The organism is Micromonospora matsumotoense, assembly GCF_900091525.1.
Lineage (GTDB): Bacteria > Actinomycetota > Actinomycetes > Mycobacteriales > Micromonosporaceae > Micromonospora > Micromonospora matsumotoensis.
In genome coordinates this window covers 1-20183 of sequence record NZ_FMCU01000040.1, presented here as the reverse complement: position 1 = coordinate 20183, position 20183 = coordinate 1, and the positions used below count along the sequence as shown (strand labels likewise).

Annotated in this window: 19 protein-coding genes and 1 pseudogene; 9 read left to right on the top strand and 11 right to left on the bottom strand. The window is 71.5% G+C overall.

Translation table 11 applies throughout. The annotated features are described in order from the left end of the window. A partial coding sequence (locus tag GA0070216_RS33265) for a thiamine pyrophosphate-dependent enzyme (RefSeq protein ID WP_091254809.1) occupies positions 1-825 on the top strand: 825 nt, incomplete at its 5' end. A gap of 77 nt (positions 826-902) precedes the next feature. On the opposite strand, the gene GA0070216_RS33260 is transcribed toward GA0070216_RS33265, so the two are convergent. Continuing rightward, positions 903-1919 (bottom strand): potassium channel family protein, encoded by a 1017-nt coding sequence (locus GA0070216_RS33260; protein WP_091254807.1) that lies wholly within the window; start codon positions 1917-1919, stop codon positions 903-905. 272 nt (positions 1920-2191) lie between these two features. On the opposite strand from GA0070216_RS33260, the gene GA0070216_RS33255 reads away from it, so the two are divergent. Both GA0070216_RS33255 and GA0070216_RS33250 read left to right on the top strand, forming a co-directional pair. Continuing rightward, complete coding sequence (locus tag GA0070216_RS33255) at positions 2192-2833, top strand: helix-turn-helix domain-containing protein (protein WP_091254818.1); 642 nt, start codon at positions 2192-2194, stop codon at positions 2831-2833. Between the two features lie 135 nt (positions 2834-2968). Then, complete coding sequence (locus tag GA0070216_RS33250; protein WP_091254805.1) at positions 2969-3565, top strand: ATP-dependent Clp protease proteolytic subunit; 597 nt, start codon at positions 2969-2971, stop codon at positions 3563-3565. A gap of 248 nt (positions 3566-3813) precedes the next feature. Here the strand turns inward: GA0070216_RS33250 and GA0070216_RS33245 are convergent, their stop codons facing one another. After that, complete coding sequence (locus tag GA0070216_RS33245; protein WP_091254803.1) at positions 3814-4794, bottom strand: zinc-binding dehydrogenase; 981 nt, start codon at positions 4792-4794, stop codon at positions 3814-3816. A gap of 228 nt (positions 4795-5022) precedes the next feature. Here GA0070216_RS33245 and GA0070216_RS33240 point away from each other — a divergent pair, with 228 nt between their 5' ends. The 5 genes from GA0070216_RS33240 to GA0070216_RS33220 all read left to right on the top strand — a co-directional run bounded on the left by GA0070216_RS33240 (position 5023) and on the right by GA0070216_RS33220 (position 11952). Further along, on the top strand, positions 5023-6720 hold the full coding sequence (locus GA0070216_RS33240; RefSeq protein WP_176739271.1) for a non-ribosomal peptide synthetase: 1698 nt from the start codon (positions 5023-5025) through the stop codon (positions 6718-6720). Beyond that, the gene (locus tag GA0070216_RS33235; RefSeq protein WP_091254799.1) at positions 6717-8417 is read left to right on the top strand and encodes an AMP-binding protein; all 1701 of its coding nucleotides are present in this window, start codon (positions 6717-6719) and stop codon (positions 8415-8417) included. The genes GA0070216_RS33240 and GA0070216_RS33235 overlap by 4 nt, the downstream gene beginning before the upstream one ends. After that, a complete protein-coding gene (locus tag GA0070216_RS33230) occupies positions 8414-9649 on the top strand; it encodes a condensation domain-containing protein (RefSeq protein ID WP_091254797.1) in 1236 nt (411 codons plus the stop codon). Before GA0070216_RS33235 ends, GA0070216_RS33230 begins: the two co-directional genes overlap by 4 nt. Beyond that, on the top strand, positions 9640-10641 hold the full coding sequence (locus tag GA0070216_RS33225) for a MupA/Atu3671 family FMN-dependent luciferase-like monooxygenase (RefSeq protein ID WP_091254794.1): 1002 nt from the start codon (positions 9640-9642) through the stop codon (positions 10639-10641). Before GA0070216_RS33230 ends, GA0070216_RS33225 begins: the two co-directional genes overlap by 10 nt. A 120-nt stretch (positions 10642-10761) precedes the next feature. Further along, positions 10762-11952 (top strand): cytochrome P450, encoded by a 1191-nt coding sequence (locus GA0070216_RS33220; RefSeq protein ID WP_091254790.1) that lies wholly within the window; start codon positions 10762-10764, stop codon positions 11950-11952. A gap of 25 nt (positions 11953-11977) precedes the next feature. Here GA0070216_RS33220 and GA0070216_RS33215 read toward each other — a convergent pair whose 3' ends face one another. Next, entirely contained in the window at positions 11978-12472 is a 495-nt protein-coding gene (locus GA0070216_RS33215; RefSeq protein ID WP_245722897.1) for an EVE domain-containing protein, read from the bottom strand. Positions 12473-12496: 24 nt separating this feature from the next. Continuing rightward, positions 12497-12598, bottom strand: a pseudogene (locus GA0070216_RS35980) (DNA-binding response regulator); the annotation flags it as partial. Positions 12599-12678: 80 nt separating this feature from the next. Between GA0070216_RS35980 and GA0070216_RS33205 the strand changes: the two are divergent. Further along, positions 12679-13266, top strand: a complete 588-nt coding sequence (locus tag GA0070216_RS33205) for a hypothetical protein (protein ID WP_141723295.1) — start codon at positions 12679-12681, stop codon at positions 13264-13266. A 67-nt stretch (positions 13267-13333) separates the two neighbouring features. On the opposite strand, the gene GA0070216_RS33200 is transcribed toward GA0070216_RS33205, so the two are convergent. From GA0070216_RS33200 to GA0070216_RS33170, 7 genes are all read right to left on the bottom strand, one after another. Continuing rightward, positions 13334-15316 carry a recombinase family protein gene (locus GA0070216_RS33200; RefSeq protein ID WP_245722896.1) on the bottom strand — a complete coding sequence of 661 codons (1983 nt, stop codon included), beginning with the start codon at positions 15314-15316 and terminating at the stop codon, positions 13334-13336. Further along, positions 15313-15789, bottom strand: coding sequence for a hypothetical protein (locus tag GA0070216_RS33195; protein WP_245722895.1), 477 nt, complete (start codon positions 15787-15789; stop codon positions 15313-15315). The genes GA0070216_RS33200 and GA0070216_RS33195 overlap by 4 nt, the downstream gene beginning before the upstream one ends. A gap of 17 nt (positions 15790-15806) precedes the next feature. After that, on the bottom strand, positions 15807-15962 hold the full coding sequence (locus GA0070216_RS34925) for a hypothetical protein (protein WP_176739270.1): 156 nt from the start codon (positions 15960-15962) through the stop codon (positions 15807-15809). A gap of 170 nt (positions 15963-16132) precedes the next feature. After that, positions 16133-16258 (bottom strand): hypothetical protein, encoded by a 126-nt coding sequence (locus tag GA0070216_RS36325; protein ID WP_281190488.1) that lies wholly within the window; start codon positions 16256-16258, stop codon positions 16133-16135. A gap of 1646 nt (positions 16259-17904) precedes the next feature. Next, entirely contained in the window at positions 17905-18495 is a 591-nt protein-coding gene (locus tag GA0070216_RS35975) for a hypothetical protein (RefSeq protein ID WP_245722894.1), read from the bottom strand. Between the two features lie 412 nt (positions 18496-18907). After that, positions 18908-19804, bottom strand: coding sequence for an IS3 family transposase (locus GA0070216_RS33175; RefSeq protein ID WP_091245182.1), 897 nt, complete (start codon positions 19802-19804; stop codon positions 18908-18910). Next, positions 19801-20103, bottom strand: a complete 303-nt coding sequence (locus GA0070216_RS33170; protein ID WP_176738962.1) for a transposase — start codon at positions 20101-20103, stop codon at positions 19801-19803. Before GA0070216_RS33170 ends, GA0070216_RS33175 begins: the two co-directional genes overlap by 4 nt. Positions 20104-20183: the final 80 nt, after the last annotated feature.

Sequence of the window (20183 nt, the reverse complement as noted above, 5' to 3'; positions counted from 1 at the left end):
CACTCCATCCACGGCCGCGCCCCCGCCATCGCCACCGGCCTGTCCGTCACCCGACCCGACCTGTCCGTCTGGGTCGTCACCGGCGACGGCGACGCCCTCTCCATCGGCGGCAACCACCTCATCCACGCCCTCCGCCGCAACGTCAACCTCAAAATCCTCCTCTTCAACAACCGCATCTACGGCCTCACCAAAGGCCAATACTCCCCCACCAGCGAAACCGGCAAAATCACCAAATCCACCCCCGCCGGCTCCGCAGACGCCCCCTTCAACCCCCTCTCCCTCGCCCTCGGCGCCGAAGCCACCTTCGTCGCCCGCACCATCGACTCCGACCGCAAACACCTCCAATCAGTCCTCCGCGCCGCCGCCCAACACCAAGGCTCCGCATTCGTCGAGATCTACCAAAACTGCAACATCTTCAACGACGGCGCCTTCGAACAACTCAAACAACCCGACACCCGCGACGACTACCTCATCCCCCTCGAACACGGCCAACCCATCACCTTCGGCCACAACGGACAACACTGCATCGTCCACCCACCACGCGGCTTCGGCCTCGAAGTCCGCGACACCGCCACCACCCCCGCCGACGACATCGTCATCCACGACACCACCATCACCGACCCCGCCTACGCCTTCGCACTATCCCGACTCCCCGGACCAGACCTCCGCAACACCCCCATCGGCGTATTCCGGCAAACCCACCGCCCCTCCTACGACAACCTCGTCCAACAACAACTCACCACCGCCAAAGCCACCACCACCCACACCCCCGAACAACAACTCACCGCCCTCCTCGCCACCGGCGACACCTGGACCATCAGCTAGTCGCCCGTCGACACGCCGAAGTGGCCGTTCCCCCATGCCGGGGGCCGGCCACTCGCCGTTTCGGCGGCTACCCGGTGTCAGGAGGCGGTGGTGTTGGCGGTGGGTCGGTCGTCGCGGACGTGCACGAGCATGTCGCCGGTCTCGATCACCGCGCCGGCCCTGTCCGCCAGGGTGACCACCTTGCCCCGGCGTACCAGCGCGATGACCAGGGACTCCAGCTCACGTGGGGACTTGCCCACCTCGTGCCGCTCGGCGGAACGCATCGCCAGCGCCATCCCCTGCCCGGGGGTGAGCAGATCCTCCACCACGTCGATCAGCGGCGGCGCGGAGGTGGAGAGGCCGAGCAGTCGACCGGCGGTGGCCGAGGAGACGATCACGTGGTGCGCGCCGCTCTGGCGCAGCAGCGGGGCGTTCTCGGCCTCCCGTACGGCCGCGATGATCCGTACCTGACCGGCGGTGAGCTGCCGGGTGGTCAGCGCCACCAGCACCGAGGCGTCGTCGCTGTCGGTGGCGATGATGACGGCCTTGGCGTTGCGGACGTGCGCCTCCTCCAGCACCGACGACCGGGTGGCGGAACCCTCGATGGCGACCAGTCCGGCCGAGGTGGCCTGCCGCAGCGCGGTGCCGTTGCGCTCCACCACCACGATCCGGGACTTGTCCAGTCCGTTCTCCAGCAGGGCGGAGACCGCGCTGCGGCCCTTGGTGCCGTAGCCGCAGATGATGACGTGGTCCTTCACGGTTCTCCTCCACCGCCCCAGCCGACGGCCGGTCCGGTACTGCTCGGTCAGGACTTCCAGGGTGGTGCCGACCAGGATGATCAGGAAGATCACCCGGGCCGGGGTGATGAACAGGACGTTCACCAGCCGGGCCGACTGCGCGAAGGGGGTGATGTCGCCGTACCCGGTGGTGGAGAGGGTGACCACGGCGTAGTAGAAGCAGTCGAGCAGGGTCAGCCCGTTCTCGTCCACGTCCCGGTAGCCGCTGCGGTCCAGATAGACCACCGCGACGGTCAGCAGGACCAGGCCCAGGGCGGCGGCCAGGCGGAGACTCAACGCGCTGAGCGGACCCCGCCGCTGCGCCGGGAAATGGATCACCGTCGGTCCTGCTCACCCCGGGTCGCCTGCACGAGCACAACATAGCGGTTACCAGGCAGGTCGACCCGCCGGGCCGTCGACCGCACCGCCGGTGAGCGCCCCGTCACCCCGGGCCCGCCACCCCGGTCGGCACCTGGTGACCCGGCCCGGCCGGTGGTGGACCCGCGTGCCCACCGTTCCGGTCGACGCGCAGTGGCCGGCCGGGCCGGTGCCCGGGCCCTCGACGGGGCATGATGGGAGGGTCCCGGGACACCGGCCACGAGGAGGCCCGCATGTCGCTGCTGCGTCGGGTGATCGGCGGGGTGCTTCGTCGGGTACGGCTGCGCCAGGGCCGCACGCTGCGCGAGGTGGCCGCCGCCGCCGGGGTGTCCCTGCCCTACCTCTCCGAGGTCGAGCGCGGGCGCAAGGAAGCCTCCTCCGAGGTGCTGGCGGCGATCTGCCGGGCACTCGGAATCCACCTGTCCGACCTGCTCGAAGAGGCCCGCGACGAGTTGCGCCGGGTCGAGCGTGGGGTTCCCGTGCCACCGGGCGGGAGCCTCGCCCGGCTGGACCGGGTGCCGACCGCCCGCCGCGCGGGCAGTGGCCCGCACCTCCAGATCGGTCCACCCACGGCCGGCTTCGCCCGTCCCACGGCAGCGGTCGGTCCGTCCACGGCGAGGTGCGGCCCGCCCAGGGCCGTGGTCGGCCGACCGACCGGCAGCGGGCCGATGCTGCGGCTCGGTGACGGCGTCGTCCTCGCCGGTGGGGCGCTGTCGCCCGTCGGTGCCGGGGCGTCCGGATTTGCGGCGGTGACCGTCGCCGTGCCCGTCCGGGTGATCGCCGTCGTGTCGACCGCCCGCCCCGCTGCGCGTACCCCCAGGGTGCCGGCACGGCGACGGGCCCGGGCGGGCCGACGGCGGCTGCTGGTCGGGTAGGCCGGCCGGGTTCTGCCGAGGGCGGATCTGCCGGGGGCAGAAACCCTGGGTTGGTGGCCGCCCGGCGGCGCAGGCTGGACCCGCCGGTCCCCGGGCGGCGCGAAATCGCCCGCCGGCAACGCGGAGGTGGTCACCATGATCGGGTACGACGTGCGCATGTTGGACGGCGGGCAGCCGGCCTTCGGCGACCAGGTCTTCGAGCGGCTGCTGCGGGAACGGATCATCTTCCTGGGCACCGAGGTCACCGACGCCTCGGCCAACCAGATCTGCGCGCAGATCCTGCTGCTCGCCGCCGAGGACAGCAAGCGGGACATCTACCTCTACATCAACTCGCCGGGTGGTTCGGTGAGCGCCGGCATGGCCGTCTACGACACCATGCGGTACGTCCGCAACGACGTGGCGACCCTGGCGTTGGGGATGGCCGGGTCGATGGGGCAGTTCCTGCTCTGCGCGGGGGCGGCGGGCAAGCGGTTCGCCCTGCCGCACGCGCGGGTGATGATGCACCAGCCGTCCGGGGGGATTGGTGGCACCGCCGCCGACATCACCATCCAGGCGGAGAACATGCTGCACGTGAAGCGGACCATGCAGGAGTTGATCGCCGAGCACAGCGGGCGCACCCTCGACGAGATCCAGGCCGACTGGGACCGGGACCGGTGGTTCACCGCCGAGCAGGCCCGCGAGTATGGCCTGATCGACCAGGTGCTCACCCGGGTCGATCAACTCCCCGGCTGACCGTCACCGCCCGGGACGGCAGTCGACGGCCGGGCGGGCGGAACCGACGGCGTCCCCGGTCGTCGGACCCGCCCCCTCGCTCGGGTCCGACGACCGCCGGCCGCCACCGCGGCGGACGCTCGTCGATGCGGGAGAGCGTAAGCAGTACGGGGGTTCCCGCGCGGGCGAATACGCGGAACGCATTTCCCACGAACATGGTGACATCGACGGCGCACATCGGCCACCGGTGGCGCAGACCGCGCCCCGGATCACCCGCCGACGGTCAGCACCACCTTGCCCAACGCCCGCCGCCCCTCCAGGTCGGCGTGCGCGGCGGCCGCCTCCGCCAGCGGATATGTCGACACCAGCGGCTGCCACCAGCCACGACCACCCAGCTCCACCGACCGGGCCGCGAGCCCCGCGATCCCGCCCGGCCGGTTGCGCAGCCGTTGCCCGAGCCAGCCGGCGGTCAGGCTGCGCTCCACCAGGTCCGCCGTGCCGACCCGGGTCGGTTCCCCCGCCGACCACCCGAACATCACGAACCGGCCGCCCGACGCCGTCGACTCCAGGGCGGCCCGGCCCAGTGTCCCGCCCACCCCGTCGTACACCAGGGTCGGCCCACCGACCCGCGCCCGGACCAGGTCCGTCCAGTCCGGCCGGTCGTAGTCGACCACCACGACGTCCGCGCCCAGCTCACCGACCCGGGCCGTGCGTCGGGCACCCCGGGCCGCGGCGACCACCGTCGCGCCGACCGTCCGGGCCGCCTGCACCAGCAGCCAGCCCATCCCACCGGCCGCCGACAGCACCAGCACCACGTCGTCCGCCGTCGGCGGCGCCAACTCGAAGACACCGAGGGCGGTCCGGCCCGTCCCGACCAGGGCCACCGCGTCGGCGAACCCCGTCCCCTCCGGTACGACGTGCAGCGACTCGACAGCGGTGACCGCCTGCTCGGCGTACCCGCCGGGGACCATGCCCAGGTGGGCGACGACCCGCCGCCCCCGCCACGCCTCGTCCACCCCGGCCCCGACCAGGTCGACCGTGCCGGCGACCTCGCGACCCGGCACGGTCGGCAACGCCGGCAGTGGCAGCGGGCCGCCCGCCTCGCCCCGGCGCAGCGCGGTGTCGAGCAGGTGGACCCCGCTGGCCGCTACCGCGATGCGCACCTGCCCGGGGGCGGGTGCGAGGTCGGGCAGGTCGTCGAGGACGAGATTGGTGGCGGGACCGAACCGGTGGAGGCGAATCGCACGCATGCCCCCATCCGACAACCTGCACCGGACGTGAGGTCAAGGGCCGGGCCTTCGCTGGGCAGAGCGCGCCGGGATGCGGTCCGGCGACCGGGAGGCACCGCCCCGGCCACGGGGACAGCGCGGGCACCTTGACCGGCCCGCACTGTCGTGACAGCCTCACGGATAGATCCCTGTCCATGGCCAGATGAGTCGACGAGGGGGTCGCCGTTGCGCGACAGGGACTTCGTCCCGGTGAGCGACCGGGTGTCCACACTCGCCCGCCGGTTCCCGCACCGGGTGGCCCTGGCCGACCGGACCGGGGCGGTCACGTACGCCGATCTGGACCAGCGGGCGGACGTGCTCGCCGACACGCTGTCCGGGGCCGGCGTCGGGCCCGCGACCGTGGTGGCGGTCGCCCTGGAACGCGGCGTTCCCCTCGTCACGGCGGCCCTCGCCATCTGGCGCAGCGGGGGCGTCCTGCTGCCACTCGATCCGGCCAGCCCGCCGGCCTGGAACCAGTCGGTCGCGACGGCGGCGGACGCCACGGTGCTCGTATCGACGTCCGTGCTGCACCGGGCCCCCGGCATGCGCCAGGTGGACCCGACGCGGCCGGCCGCCGGGTCACCGCGACCGGGAGGCCGGCCCGCTGCCGGCGACCCGACCGGGCTGGCCTACGTCATCCCCACCGCCGGCACGACCGGCACGCCGAAGCTGGTCATGATCGGCCACGACGCGGTCGTCAACCTCATGGTCGCGCAGCGGCGTTGGTTCGGTGACCTCGGCGACGACGCCCGCGTCCTGCTCTATGCCGGCCCGGTGGCGGACGGCTGGATCTTCGAACTCCTCCTCGGGCTCGGTGCCGCCTGTCGGCTGGAGGTCGTCGACCGGGAGTCACTGGTCGGTGCGCCGCTGGCACGGCTGCTCGCGGAGCGGGCCGTCACCCACGCGGCCCTGCCCGCCGCCGTGCTCGACTCCCTGCCGGAGGACGACCTCCCCCGGCTACGGACCATGCTCAGCGTCGGCAGCCCGTTGGCACCGGCCACGGCGCGGCGCTGGATCGACCGGTGCGAACTGGTCAACGGCTACGGCCCTACCGAGGCCACCGTGGCCAGCACCCTGCACCGGGTCAGCCGGGCGGACACCGACGGCGAGCGCATCCCGGTCGGCCGGCCGATAGCCGGATACGACATCTTCGTCGTCGACCCCGACGGCCAGGTCGTCGCCGACGGGCAGCCGGGCGAGATCGTCATCGTCGGCCGTGGCGTCGCCCGCGGCTACCTCAACGCCCCCGAACTCACCGCCGCACGGTTCGGGCAGGTCGACGGCAGCCGGTCCTACCGCACCGGGGACCGGGGCCGCCGGGACGCCGACGGCCTCGTCCACCTGCTCGGTCGGATGGACGCGCAGGTGAAGGTCCGTGGCTTCCGGGTCGAGCCGGCCGGCGTCGAGGCCGCGCTGCTGCGGCTGCCCGGGGTCCGGTCGGCGGCCGTCTCCGCCGTCGCGGCGGACGCCGGCCCGGTCTCGCTCGTGGCACACGTCGTATCGACGCCGGGCTACCAACCCTCCGGTACGGCGCTGCGGGCGGCCCTGGCCCGCGCCGTCCCCGCCCACCTGGTGCCGGACCTGGTCGTGGTGGTGGACGCCCTGCCGCTCACCGCCGCCGGGAAGGTCGACCGGCGGCGGTTGGCGGTGCCGGCGGGGTCCCGACCGCCGCACACCCCGACCGAGCACGCGATCGCCGCCATCGTCGAGGAACTGGTCGGCGTCGACGGGGTCGGCCTGGACGACGACCTGACCGACGTGGGCTGGCACTCGCTGCTGACCACCCAGGTCGCGTTCCGGATCGAGCGACGGCTGGGCATCCGGCTCGCCCTGGAGGAGATCGTGCGGGCCGGCACGATCGGGCGGATCGCGGCGGTCGCCGCCGGCCGGGCACCGGACCCCCGATGAGCGGCGGACCAACCGTGCCCGGCCTGCTGCGGCAGCGTGCGGCGGACACCCCGGACGCCGTCGCCCTGTGCCACCTCGACGGCGCGACGCTGACGTTCGCACAGTGGGACCGGTCGGCGGACGCGCTCGCCGCCGCGCTCGCCGACGACGGACTGCGGGTCGGCCAGCGGGTGGCGCTGCTCTTCGACGAGCGGGAGTGGTTCGGGTACGCGACCGCGTTCTGTGGCGTGCTCCGGGCCGGTGGGGTGGCGGTACCGCTGTCGGCCCGGCTCCCGCCGGGACAGCTCGTCGCGCGGGTCACCGTCGCCGGGGCGGTCGGGATCATCCGGGAAGGCTGCGCCGTCCCCGCGGAGCTGGGCGGCTGGCAGCGCGGGCCGGCCGGGGCCGCAACCGACGCCGTGCCCGACCGGGCGACCCCGGACGGCGCGGCCCAGATCATCTTCACCTCGGGGACCGAAGGGTCGGCCAGGGCGGTCGTCGCCACCCACGGCAACCTCACCCACGGGCACGACACCACACCCGGCCGGCGGCAACTCGCGCACTCCCGCTATTTCCTGCACGCCTTCCCCATCGGGACGAACGCCGCCCAGACCATGCTCCTCACCGGCCTGGCCGCCGAACCCGCCGCGCTCGTCGTGCCCCGGTTCGACGCCGCCGAGGTCTGCGCCGCCGTCGAGGAGTTCCGGGTCGGCACCCTCTTCCTCGTCCCGTCGATGGCCCGGGAGCTGCTGGCCTCCGGCGAACCCGACCGTCGTGACCTGTCGTCGCTGGTGCTCGTGGGAACGACCGGCGACGTGCTGCCCGCCGCCGTCGCGCGTGCCCTCGGTGACGTCCTGCCGTACGCCACCATCGTCAACACCTACAGCTCGACCGAGGCCGCACCGGCCCGTACGACGATGGTGTTCGACAGCCGACGCCCGGACGCGGTCGGTCGGGGCGCCGTGCGGATCACCGACGACGCCGGCCGGGAGGTCGCTGCGCGCGAGGTGGGTCAGGTCTGGATCGGCTCCGACGCCCCACCGCGCCGTTACCTCGACGGTGGTGACGCCGCGACGTTCCGCGACGGTTGGACCCGCACCGGTGACCGGGGCCGGCTCGACGACGAGGGCTACCTCCACCTCACCGGCCGCGACGCGTCGACCATCCACTCCGGCGGTACGAAGGTCTCGTCGTTCGCGGTCGAGCAGGCGCTGCACGGGCACCCCGACGTCCGGGACTGCGCGGTGGTCGCCGTCGCCGATCCGGTGTGGGGCGAACGGCCCGCCGCCGTGCTGGTGACCCGTACCGGTGCCGTACCGGCGGACCTGCGGGCCTTCCTCGCCGGCCGGCTGTCCGGTCCGGAGATCCCGCAGCGGGTCGTCTGTGTGGACGCGTTGCCGCGCAACGACGGCGGCAAGGTGGTCGCACGGTCGCTGCGGGGCCTCTTCCCGCCGGCCGGATCGACGCCCGCCGCCGCCCCGGTGACCGTGGTCGAACGACGACTGGCCGACATCTGGGCGAGCGTGCTGGGCGTGGCCGCCGTGGGCCGCGACGACGACTTCCTCGCCCTGGGCGGCAACTCGATGTCGGCACTGCGGCTGGCCCGTCTCGTCTCCGACCAGTTCGCGGTCGCCACGCCGGTGTCGGCGCTGTACGCCCGGCCGGGCCTGGCCGCGCAGGCCGCCTGGATCGCCGACCGGATGTCCGGGTCACCATGACGCAGTTCGTGCCGACCTCGCCGCTGCAACGGGGCATCTGGTTCAACGAGCAGCTGGCCGCGCTCGGGTCGGCGTACACGGTCGCGGTCACCGCCCACCTGCGCGGCCCGGTCGACGTGGGCCGGCTGGCGCGGGCCTGTACGGCGCTGGCCGCGCGGCACCCGCTGCTGACCGCCGGCTGCCACAACCTCGACGGCCTGCCCTGGCTGGCGGTCGGCGAGCACCCGCTGACGCTCACGGTCGAACCCACCGCCGACGGGACCGTCCGCGAGCGGGTCGAGCGGGCCGGCCGCACCCGGTTCGACCTGTCAGCCGGGCCGCTGGCCCGGGTCTGGTGGTTCCCCCTCCGGAACGGAGGCGGGGTGCTCGTCCTGGCCGCCCACCACCTGATCGTCGACGGCCAGTCCAAGGACATCCTGCTGCGGGACCTGGCCGACCGCTACGGCCCCGACGCACCGCCGGTGGTGGCGGCGCAGCCGGCCGGACCCGGGTACCGGACGCCGCCGGAGCACCTGGTCGTCGCGGCCACCGAATACTGGTGGCGGAACCCCCCGCGACCGGTCGAGCTGCCCCGCGACGGCGGGGTACGACCCGGCGACACGGTCGTCCGCGCGCTGACCCCCCGGACCCGTACGAGGCTGGCCGAGGCGGCCGTCGCACTGGACGCGACCCGGTTCGAGCTGCTGCTCACCGTGCTCGCCAACTGCCTCACCCGGGACGACGGGCCCGTCCCGATCGCGATCGAGCTGTCGGTGCGTACGCCGGCCGAGGCGGACCGGATCGGCATGTACGTCAACGAGCTTCCGCTCACCCTCCCCACGCCACCGACCGGCTCGTACGCGGCGGCGCTGACGACCGTCCGCGCCGGCCTGCGGGAGCTGTACGCCCACCGGACGGTCCCGTTGGCGATGTGCCGGCCCGGGACACGGCCGTTCCTGGCCACCGCCGCCGTCTCGGTCAGCTACCGGCGGATCGCCCCCGGCCCGGTCTTCGCCGGCCTCGCCACCACGGTGGACTGGTCGGCGTTCAACGGGGTCGCCCGCAACGCCCTGCACGTCATGATCGATGACGGCGAGCAGACCCATGTCACGTTCCAGTTCCCGGCGTCGGCCGACGTACGGGGGCGGGCCGACGCCCTGATCGACCGGGCCCTGGCGGTGCTCGACCGCAGCCTCGCCGCGCCGCACGCGACTCTCGCCCGGTCGCCGGAGGAGCCGCCCCCGTGGACCTGAGCCTGTTCTTCTTCTCCGCCAGCGCCGACGACGCCCACGACCTGCTGCTCGACAGCGCACGGTTCGCCGACGACCACGGCTTCGCGGCGGTCTGGACGCCGGAGCGGCACTTCCACGAATTCGGCGGCCCCTACCCGAACCCGGCGGTGACCGGTGCCGCCGTCGCGGCGGTCACCCGGCGGGTCGGTGTCCGCGCCGGCAGCGTCGTGCTCCCCCTGCACGACCCGTTGCGGGTGGCCGAGGAGTGGGCGGTCGTGGACCGGATCTCCCACGGCAGGGCCGGGGTCGCGTTCGCCTCCGGTTGGCACGCCGTCGACTTCGTCCTCGCCCCCGACCGGTACCCGCACCGCAGGTCGGCGTTGCCGGAGCTGATCGACGAGGTGCGTGCCCTGTGGCGGGGCGGCACGACGCCACGTCCCGACGGCACCGGCAGTCACGTCGACGTCGAGGTCTTCCCCAAGCCGGTGCAGGCCGACCTGCCGGTCTGGATCACCAGCGCCGGTGACCTGGCCACCTTCGAACTCGCCGGGCGGCTCGGCGTCGGCGTCCTCACCCACCTGCTCACCCAGAGCCTCGACGAGCTGCGCACCAAGATCGAGCGGTACCGACGGCTGCACCCCGGACAGGGCCGGGTCACCCTCATGCTGCACACCCTGGTCGGAACGGACGACCAAGGTGTGTCCGCCCTGGCCCGGGAGCCGATGACCCGGTACCTGCGGTCCTCGCTCGACCTCGTGGCGGGGATGCTGCCGGACTCCCCTTTTCACGACCCCACGATCACCGACGACGAAGCGGACTTCCTCATCGGCCGGGTGCTCGACCGGTTCCTGGCCGAACGGGGGCTCTTCGGCTCGGTGCCGACCTGCGCCCGTACCCTGCGCCGGCTCGCCGAGGCGGGCGTGGACGAGGTCGCCTGCCTGATCGACTTCGGCCTGCCGGCGGCGGCGACCAGGTCCGGTCTCACCCACCTGGCCCGGCTGGTCGGGCAGTGACCCCGGCGGCGGGCCCCGGCCCGGGCGTACCGGCAGCGCCCGCGCCACCGGCCGCCCTGCGGTGCCGGCGCCCGCGTCGGGCGGTGCCCACACCCACGTCTGCCGAGCGAAGGAGCGCTGATGGACGACGACCTTCCCGCATTCCCGCTGCCGCCCGCGTCGGGGCTCGCTCCCGCCGCCGACTTCGCCCGACGGCGCGCGGAATGCCCGTTCGGCCGCGTCCGGCTGCCCAGCGGCGACAGCGCGATCCTGCTCGTCCGGCACGCCGACGTCGCCGCCGCCGTCAGCAGCCCGGCACTGTCCCGCAACCACCTGCTCGCGCAGGCCCCCCGGCGCAGCGGCGAACCCAACTTCCTCTACGACCCGGACCTGCTGATCAACCAGTCCGCGCAGGCGCACGCGACGGTCCACCGGATCGCCACCCGGGCGATGAACCACGAACGGGTCGCGGCCCACCGACCGGTGATCCACCGCATCGCCGACGCGCTCGTCGACACCATGACCGACGACGGCCGCCCCGGTGGCGACCTCGTCGCCGAGTACACCGACCGGCTCCCCCTGCTGACGATCACCCGACTGCTCGGGATACCGGCCGAGGACTGCGACGACATCCGCCGCTGGTCGGGGGCGTACACCCACTCCCATCCCGGCACGCCGCAGGAACGGGCGCGGCTCGTCGCCGACTTCGGCGCGTACGTCCGCGACGTCGTCACCGCCGCGCCGCGCGCCGCGCTGCTGGCCGATCTCGTGCACCCGCCCGACAGCGGGGTCAGGCTCTCGACGGACGAGCTGGTCAGCCTGACCAGACTGATGCTGTCGGCGGGGGTGGAGGCCCCGGCGACCGTGCTCGGCCGGGCGATGTTGCGGCTCCTGGCCGACGACGCGGCCGACTGGCGGACGTTCGTCCGGCGCGGCACCGATCCCCTCGCCATGGCCGACGAGCTGCTCCGCCTCGTCTACGCCGGCAACGTGGCCGCCCTGCGGACCGCGACCACCGACCTCGTGCTGCCGTCGGGGACCGTCTCGCGGGGCGGGGCCGTGCTCCTCGCGTGGATCTCGGCGCTGCACGACCCGGCCGTCTATCCCCGCCCGGAGGCGCTGCTGCCCGGTCGCCGGGCACCGAAGTTCGTGGGGTTCGGCGGTGGCCGCCACTACTGCCCGGGGCGGCGGCTCGGCCGGGCGATCCTGGCGGTGGGGCTGGACCGGCTGCGCGCCAGGCTGCCCGGGCTCCGGCTCGCCACCGACGGGCCGATCCCCATCGCGGAACGGGAGGTCGGCGCCGTCGTCACCACGTTGCCGGTGCGCTGGTAGAGCCGGTTCCCCGGGGGGAGCGGGCTCAGCTCCGCGGTGGCGGCCGGTGGTGTCCCGGTGCCGCCTCGGGCAGGTGGTCGGCGAGGGCGGTGAACTGCGCCCGGGTCAGGTACGACGGGTTGGCGGCCTGTGGCTGGCGGAACACCTCCAGCCCGGCCAGCCGGGGATCGGCGCGCAACCGGTCCCGGTGCAGCCGTCGTGGCTCGGGCAGGACGGTCAGGTCCAGCGGCACCGTCCAGGGCGCGCGGGCCTCCCCGCCGGGCACCGGCTCGCCGGTGAGCCGGCCGATCCCCCAGACGCCGTACGGCAACCGCCCCCGGCTGCCGCTGGCCCAGAAGAGCACGGGCTGACCGGCCCGCATCAGCCGGGCCCGGTAGCCGGGGCGTACGCACCAGCTCGTCACCCGGGGGTCCCGGGCGAACCGGCCGGCGAGGTCGACCAGGTCCGCATTGCCCTTGATCAGCCAGGCGCCCAGGTCGTCCCGGGTCACCTGACGTTCGTCGGTGCGTCCGTGCGACACGTCGGGTCCTCCTCGGCGGTCAGATCAGCCCTCACGGACCGCGTAGGCTACCGCGTGGGTGCGGTTGCGCAGCTGGAGCCGGCTGGTGATGTCGTGCGGCACGTTCTTGACGGTCCGCTCCGAGCAGCTCGACCGGGTCGCCACCTCCCGCACCTGCGCGTTCACCCCGGGAAACGGGGAACGTGGCAATAGGCCAACATTCGTCTATGCGACTCGGTATCCGGCAACACGTCTGCGGATGGCTCCCACGCTCACCGTGGTGGGAGCGATCCATCGCGGCGCTCGGCTTGATGCTGCTCGCCGACAGCTTCCTCCCCTGGTACCGGCTGAGCTGGACGGTCAGCCGGTACGGCAGCGGACAGCAAACCCGCCACGTCAACACGGCTACGGCATGGCACAGCTCATCCGGCTGGTCGCTGGCCGTGCTCCTCGGCGTCATCGCGGCAGTCGGTTATGTGACCTGCCGCGCCGGTACCAACAGGTGGCCGACGCTGCCGGCACGGCTGCGCCGGCTGTTTCTGCTCACCGCGACGATGAGTCTGCTCGTGGCAACCGTCTCCTGGTTGACGATCCCCTCAGTGGACGCGCCAGGCGGCTACGGCTTCGTCGCTGCGGACGAGATCGCGGGTGGGGTCAGGTTCGGCGACATTGTGCGTGACCATCTCTCCGCCAGGGAGACGAATGTGACCTGGGGCTTCTTCATCGCAGTGTTCATCACGATGGCGCTGGTGCTGCTCATGCTCCTGGATATTGTTCGGCGCACCGACCGCCGTGCTGCCGCCATCGCCGGATAGGGCAGGGACTGCCGCACGGCCGGGCCACAGGGTGGCCGAAGGGCATCAGCCTGCAGCCCTACGCCGGTTAGGTGGTGCGGAGGCCCGAGGGATGGTCGCCGTGCCGTCGGTGCCGGCACCTCCTGCGCGCGGCTTGCCGAGCACATCCACAGGCCAGAGGGATCATTAGCTGATCTTCGAGGTGCCCCCGGCGGGGCATGTCACAGAACTGCAAATGGTCGCTGCCCCCGTCGTCGTCGGCGGGGGCAGCGTCGTTTGCGCTGGTGTGGCGATGGGTGGCGGTGCGGGGGTCGTCTGCCGTGGCGCGGGTTAGCCGGGCCAGGTGTGGGGCGGCGTGTTGGCTGACGGTGGCTCGGAACGCGACCTGGTTGGTTCGGACATCGTGGTAGATCTGCACGGCGAAGGCGTCCAGGAGGCGACGGAGGCGGTCGGTCGGTAGTAGGCCAAGTTTGACTTCCATCTCGGGTAGGGCGGCGAGGATGTCGGCACTGCCGGGGTCGGAGGGCATGGTTTCTTCGAGGTGGGCGAGTTCGGCGGTCTTGGTCTCGCGGTCGCGGTCGAGTTGGGCTCGGCGTTCGGAGATTTCGGCGAACACGGTGCCGTCGGGGTCGTCGTTCTCCTCGATGACGCGTAGGAGGCGTCGGCGGCGGGTGGTGATGTCGTCCAAGGTCCTCCGCAGGACGGCGATCTGTCGCCGTTGCTCGTCAGCTGCCTGTTGGGCGGTGATGTCGAGGCTGCATTCGGCGAGGCGTACCCGGTCGGGGCCGAGGACGTAGGTGTTGAAGAACCGGTCGGTGAAGTCGAGCAGGATGTCTTCGGTCACCGAGATCATGCTCGGATGTCCTTCGGGGATGGCCCTCTCTCGGGGTTGGCAGGAGTAGTAGGTGTATCCGGTGACGGTCCGGCCGAACATGCGTCGTTGGCACGGGGTGCACCAGACGTAGGAGCGCAGCGCGTAGACCCGTTTGGTCTGTCGGTGCCGGTTGGGGGTCCCGTGGTGGGCGTCTGCGCGGGAGCGTTCTCGGGATCGGCTCACGTTCTGTGCGGCGAGGAACGTCTCGATCGGCACGATGCCCGGGTGGGTGGGCTGTGCGGAGACGACCCACTGCTCACGGGGGTTGACCTTGCCGGGGTGCAGTTTGTCTTTGGTCGAACGCCGGTTCCACACCATGTGGCCGGTGTACTTGGGGTTGACGAGGATCTCGCGGACCGCTGAGCCGGTCCATCGTCCGACCGCGCGGGCGGGATCGACAGGTTGTGGGGGCGGGTAGCGGTCGAGGTCGGTGTTGAGCCGTTCGGCGATGGCCCGGTAGGACAGCTTCTCGTCGATGCGCCAGGCGTAGATCTGCTCGACCACCGGCCCCCGGTCGGGGTCGATCTTCAGCTTGGTCTTGTGCTTGCCTTCCGCCCGCTTGGCGGGAACCGGGTGTTTGTGCTTCTCGGCGAGGTAGCCGTATGGAGGCTTGCCGACGTTCCAGCCCTGGGTGGTGTGTTCCTCGAAGCCGTCCCACGACTTCTCCAGCATCTCGATCATGTACCACTCGGCGACGCCCTGCTTCGTCCGGCGCAGGAGGATCTGGGCGGCCCGTTTGCGGCTGTTCGATTGCATGACCGGCTCGTCGGCGGCCAGCAGAGGCACCCCGGCGAGTTCAAGGTCGTGCTCGATCTTGGTGCCCTGGTGGGTCCAGCGGGCGATGCGGTCGATCGACTCGCAGATGACCACATCGAAGCGGCGATCCGGCGAGGTGGCCTCTTCCAGCATGTCGGCGAGGCCGCCGTCTCGTTGCACGGCGACGTCGAACTTCTGCCACGCGGTGCCCCGGCCGCGCTGGCTGAGTTCCTTGCGGGAGGATTCCACGTCCCAGAACCACGCCACGATGACCATGTTGGGCAGCAGCGCCCGTTCGGAGTTGGTCAACTGCCGGGGGATCGACAGCGTGGGGTCCTGCTGCTCCTCGGTCGAGGTACGCCCGAGGAACGCGACCCGTATCGTCCGCTTCGGGGCTGTGGTGGCGGGTGGGCGTAGCCAGTCGGGCAGGGTGCTCGTCACGGGTGGCCTCCGTCGCGGATGAGTTGAGTCAGCACCTCGATGAAGTCGACGCTGCGCAGTCGCCAGGGCATGACCGGTAGTCGGTCACCGTCGCGGATCTCGGGGGCGTGGAGGAACTCGATGCCGGCGACCGCGAGCGCACGCAGCAGCGCGGTCCTCGTCGCCGTGTCGCAGGACAGGCGGTGGACGTCGGTGCTGATCACGAAGTCGAACCGGCGATCTGGCCGGCTCACCTCGATGAGCAGGGCATCCAGACCACCGTCACGGCTGATCTCCCGCTCGTGGTCGAGGAAGAGGTTGGCGGGTGCCCGCCGATAGTCGGGCCGAGTGCCGAGGTCGGAGAACACCGCCGTGATCGCGCCGTCAGGCAGCACCGAGACGCACTGCTGGTACTGACCGCCGACCACGCGGGCCGCCGTGGCGAGGTCCCTGGCCTCGGCGGTCCGGCCGTAGAACGCCACACGCGGGAGCACGGTCGTGCGGTGGATGTTCATACCTCGGCCAGGGTGCCGGTCGTGCCGTCAGCGGCCCCCGCTGGGCAGATGGCGACGGTGACTGCCCCATCGTTCGGTGCGATGGCCGGTGTGTCGTGGGGGCCGTAGACGACGATGCTGCCGGTGTCGTCGTGGCCGACGGTGGCGTACATGACGTGCGTACCTCCTGCGGTTGGTTGGCGTCGGGTCGGGCCACGGGCCGACCGCTGGTGCTGCCGGTCGACCCGTGGACGTCGATCACCGCTCAACTCCGGAAAGGGATCAAGACCGCCCCGAGGGCAACACCGGCCACGGCACACCGAGTGGCCCGGAGGGCGACCGGTCAGACGGGCTCGGCGTGGTGCTGCTGGTCGTGAAGCCAGGTCAGCACGTCGAGGATCGCCTCGGCTTGCAGTACGGCCGGCCGCCGACCGGCCTCACCATCGAGCACGGTGACGTCGAACCGCACCTCCGGCACATCACCGCGGGCAACCGTGCCCTCTGCCGACTGCCCGTCACCGCAAGCCGGAGACTCGCGATCGGGCGGGGTCGACACCCCGCGATGTCTGCCGTCGTCCGCCTCCGGGGCGGACGGTCCGTGCCCGTCCGGTACTTCCGGATCGGGGGTGCGGGGGACATGGATAGGGGGAAGGAGCAAACCGGCAGTTGCCGGCTGGGGCCGGTCGCCGGGGGTGGTGAAGCTGGGCTTCGGCATGGGCGTGTGGGCCACGTCCGCCGACAAGCGCTGACACTAAGGGATTACAAATTCGGGCCTCGGATTGGAAACCGCGCTCCGCGCCGAACAACTCGCATCGCCCGCCGACGCCCGGTTGAACAAGATCCTCAACGGGTTGAATACACAGGTCAGGCTCGTGAGGTGCCGGCTTCAGGCGGCACGGGAGCGGCGTGGAACGCCGATGTGATCAGCGACAGATTGCACAGAATCTTCACCCACTTGAACAAGATCACCTTTTGCTTGAACGCGCGACCTGGCTGACCGCCTCGGGCCGTGGACGAGATCGCCATGTGGTGCGGTGCGTCGGCACGACCCGTCCGCCAACCCCGTCCGCCGTCCCGGGCGGTCGGCGACCCCGTCTCCGCGCCTCGTCCTGCGAGGCCGTCCGCACCAACCAGTGCGACCCCGCCGTCCCCGTCCCCGTCCGCCGTCCGCGCCGGATGGCCTCCGTCCCCGCCGCCTACTCGCCCTGTCCGACCGTCCCCCTCGCAGCGGCGCTCGTCCCATGGAGGGGTGACCGCGGTAAGCCCAAGCCCGAATCCTCGGCGCCCGCTGAGCTTGCATCGGTCGAGCTGATTGGCCGCGAAACACGTGCTGTTCAGGGGTGAGGGTTCTAACGAGATGTCTAACGAGTGATCCAACGAGGAACGCAACGACCACGAACAGCCGGGTGAGAACGCCCCCTTCAGTACGTCGTACAAGCACGTCAACGGGGGTGAGGAGGGCCGGTGGACCGGAACCGACTGATAAGAGAATCCCTCCTACCCGCACATCTGCCACCGGCAGTCCCCCGCCTGGCGGCGTCCGTCGTGGCCGCCGAACTCGGCCGACTCACCCCCCGAGAACGCCCCCTGCTCGGCGCACTTCCAGCGACCGAACTGCGGCATCCCCGTGCGCGCCTATGCCTCGGATCCCGTCCCGGTCAGCTCGTGACCGTCGCCGTCGGTCGCCGACGCGAACCACGAAGTCGGGGCAGCACCCGCCGTGGTCGGCGCGGCGCGGCGCACCCCCGAAGCTCCTGGTCGACGGCGTGGCAGACGCCCATATTTGATGATCATGGTGCCGGCGTCTTGGCGTCCAGAGCACGGCTCGATCTCACCGCACGTCACACACTCTCCGGATGGTCGGACCGTCAGGTGGCGTTCGAGTTCTGCCTGGGCTCGTTCGATCTCTTCCAGTGCCACGCTGGCCAGATAGGTCGTGCTCACCACGGCCTCGACGATGGCGTTAGGCGCAAGGCGCATATCCGAACGAGTGCCGGTCGAGGGCTTGGGCCGAGCGGCGTGCCGTATACCCGCAACGCCGGACCTTCCCCGTTCAATGAACCGTGGCCGTGCATCCGGAGCTGGTCATCGACACGGGTGACTCGTGGAGTCAGATCACTGCGTCCGTGCATGTAGTCCCGCTCCCCGCCCTCGATCACGTCGCATAGCGATTACGGCCCCGGCCAGATCGAGCGCCACGGAAAGCGGATCATTCGCCGTAGCTGGCAGGTAGCCCTGGTCTAACCCGCTCGCCTTCATCAACGGGCGTAGCGTCCCTTGGTGTTCGGCCGTGACAGCCGGGTGGTTGATAAGGTCGCGTGCCGCGTTGGCGTCCTCGTCGTGGGTCGCATCTGCCACCAGCTGTTTGGTCAGGTTGTCTACGACATCGGTTGGCAAGCCCGTCGAGAGGTCCAGGGCCGTCAGTCCGAGGCGAACGCGGAACACTGCGAGCCCGGGAGTTCGCGGTACGGCGGACACTCGATCGATGAGTTCAGCGTGGTCGACGGCGACCGTCCCCACGGCCAGCTCCTGCCAGGTCTTGAGGAGCCCATGCACCGCTTGCTCCCACGGCGCCTCGATTTTGGTGGCCGCGAGGAGAGCCGCTGCTGACGGCCCTTCGGCCCGCAGCAGATGAGCGACGATTGCGACCTGTCGTCCATCAAGAAGGGTCGGTCCGATTCCGTCGTATCGGCGTACATGGTTCACGGCGTCGTCCCACCGTCCGGCGAGGGTGAGGGCACGGGTTCCGTCGGAGAGCAGGGTGCCGCGCAGCCAACTGATGATCTGATTGAGTTCTTCGGGATCGGCGGGAAGTTGTCGAGGATGTATTTCCAGGTCGTCCAGAAGAGCGGGAGTGCCGCCGACGATGGCCGCGTATAGGTGCGTGAGTAGGCGGTACGCGCCGTCGCCGTCGCCTCCACGAATGCGCAGGCGAGCGAGGTTGACGACTGGTTCGAGAGCGAAGCGGGCCGTGTAGCCGTTCAGCGGGGCTTGGCTGAGGTAGAGGCTGGCGTGGCGACGGCACCAGGCGCGGGCAAGGTGGGGGTCTCCACAGTCGGAGGCGACGAGGGCTGGGCTTGACCCGTTTCGACGGACGGGGTCGATGTGGTGATCTTATCTAGGCGGCCTGGTGTACCGGTTGAATGGTGTGGCGGGTGGCTTCGTAGGCGGCTGGGCTGAGGTAGCCCAGCGAGGAGTGCCGGCGACGGGTGTTGTACCAGCCTTCGATGTACTCGAATGTGGCCTGGCGGGCGGCGGTGTGTGTGGGCCACGGCTGCCGGTGCAGCAGTTCGGTCTTGACCGTAGCGAAGAAGGACTCGGCTACCGCGTTGTCCCAGCATTGCCCGCGACGGCTGTTGGACAGGCGGATGCTGTGGGTGGCGGCGAGGCGGGCGTGTTGGGCGCTGGTGTACTGGCAGCCGCGGTCGGAGTGGAAGATCAGCCCAGACGGTGGGCGGCGCCGCACGATCGCGTCGTTCAGGGCGGCATCGATCAGGTCGGTTTTGAGGTGATCGGCGACGGCCCAGCCCACGACGCGACGGGATGCCAGGTCGATGACAGTGGCCAGATACAGCCAGCCCTGCCACGTGTTGATGTAGGTGATGTCTCCGCACCAGCGGGTGTCGATGCGGGCGGGGTCGGTGGTGAAGTCCCGACCGATCAGGTCCGCACGATCGGCTGCCGCGGGGTCGGTGATGGTGGTCGTCTGCCACCGGCGCGGGCTCTTGCCGCGCACGCCGACGTCGCGCATCAGCCGGGCGATGCGTTTACGTCCGTGCCGCAGCCCGGCGTCGGTCAGTTCGGCGTGCACCCGGGGGGCTCCGTAGGTGCCCTTCGACATCGCGTGCACCTCGATGATCTTCGCGGTCAGCGCCTGGTCGGTCAGGTCTCGCTGCGACTGCTGACCGGTGGCGTGCTGGTAGTAGGCGGATCGGGAGACCTTCATCAGCTCGCACGCGCGTGTGACGTTGTGCTTGCCGGCCTTCTCCGCCTCGATGAACGGGTACACGTTCACCGGGTCTCCTTCGCGAAGAAAGCCGTCGCCCGCTTCAAGATATCGACGTCCTCGCGCAACCGGCGGTTTTCCCGCCGCAGTTGGGCGAGTTCGGCCTTCTCGTCGCTGCTCAGCCCGTCGGAGCGGGTACCGGTGTCGAGTTCGGCTTGCTTGACCCAGTCACGCACCGCGGTCTCGGTCAAGTCGAAATCGTCGCTGACCTGCCTGATCGTGCGGTCCCCACGCTGACACAGCTCAACGATCTCGGCCTTGAACTGCGCCGTGAACGACCGGCGAGGCCGGGGCCGCTTCTTACCCATGCTCTCCATGATGCTGGACATCCTCCCGGAGCCCACCGGGCTCCTGATCTCGGATGTCCGTCAAAACGGGTCAGGCCCAG

Bases quoted from the DNA above. Each gene is read 5' to 3' on its own strand.
- GA0070216_RS33205 (WP_141723295.1), top strand. From the start codon at position 12,679: ATGCGACTCGGTATCCGGCAACACGTCTGCGGATGGCTCCCACGCTCA.
- GA0070216_RS33170 (WP_176738962.1), bottom strand. From the start codon at position 20,103: ATGGGTAAGAAGCGGCCCCGGCCTCGCCGGTCGTTCACGGCGCAGTTC.
- GA0070216_RS33220 (WP_091254790.1), top strand. From the start codon at position 10,762: ATGGACGACGACCTTCCCGCATTCCCGCTGCCGCCCGCGTCGGGGCTC.
- GA0070216_RS33230 (WP_091254797.1), top strand. From the start codon at position 8,414: ATGACGCAGTTCGTGCCGACCTCGCCGCTGCAACGGGGCATCTGGTTC.
- GA0070216_RS33245 (WP_091254803.1), bottom strand. From the start codon at position 4,794: ATGCGTGCGATTCGCCTCCACCGGTTCGGTCCCGCCACCAATCTCGTC.
- GA0070216_RS33255 (WP_091254818.1), top strand. From the start codon at position 2,192: ATGTCGCTGCTGCGTCGGGTGATCGGCGGGGTGCTTCGTCGGGTACGG.
- GA0070216_RS33235 (WP_091254799.1), top strand. From the start codon at position 6,717: ATGAGCGGCGGACCAACCGTGCCCGGCCTGCTGCGGCAGCGTGCGGCG.
- GA0070216_RS33250 (WP_091254805.1), top strand. From the start codon at position 2,969: ATGATCGGGTACGACGTGCGCATGTTGGACGGCGGGCAGCCGGCCTTC.
- GA0070216_RS34925 (WP_176739270.1), bottom strand. From the start codon at position 15,962: ATGTACGCCACCGTCGGCCACGACGACACCGGCAGCATCGTCGTCTAC.